This is a genomic window from Aliikangiella sp. G2MR2-5 (assembly GCF_015687155.1).
Classification (GTDB): domain Bacteria; phylum Pseudomonadota; class Gammaproteobacteria; order Enterobacterales; family Kangiellaceae; genus Aliikangiella.
The window spans coordinates 1-283 of the sequence record NZ_JADPQF010000035.1 but is presented as its reverse complement, the minus strand read 5'-3'; the positions used below and the strand labels follow the sequence as shown (position 1 = coordinate 283).

Here is a 283-nt window from a genome sequence, read left to right as displayed (position 1 = left end):
GGATAAAACTAAACTTACCAAATATCGAAAGCGACTCGGTAAGCTTTCCTGGTTTATGGCAAGGCTGAATGAGCCTTTGGCCAAACAGAGCAACTTGGAAGATTGTGTCAAAGGTCGCTTCTGGGAATCCCGTTATCAATCCATTCCGTTACTCGATGAAACTTCGGTACTTGCCTGTATGGCTTATGTTGACCTTAATCCAATTCGAGCTGGTATTACTCAGGAACTTGAAGCCTCTCTCCATACTTCAATCAAAAAGCGAATTGATAAGCTAAGAACTTCA

1 pseudogene is annotated in these 283 nt (G+C 42.0%); it reads left to right on the top strand.

What is annotated here, in order from left to right:
* A pseudogene (locus tag IYN84_RS20905) lies at positions 1–283 on the top strand (transposase); the annotation flags it as partial.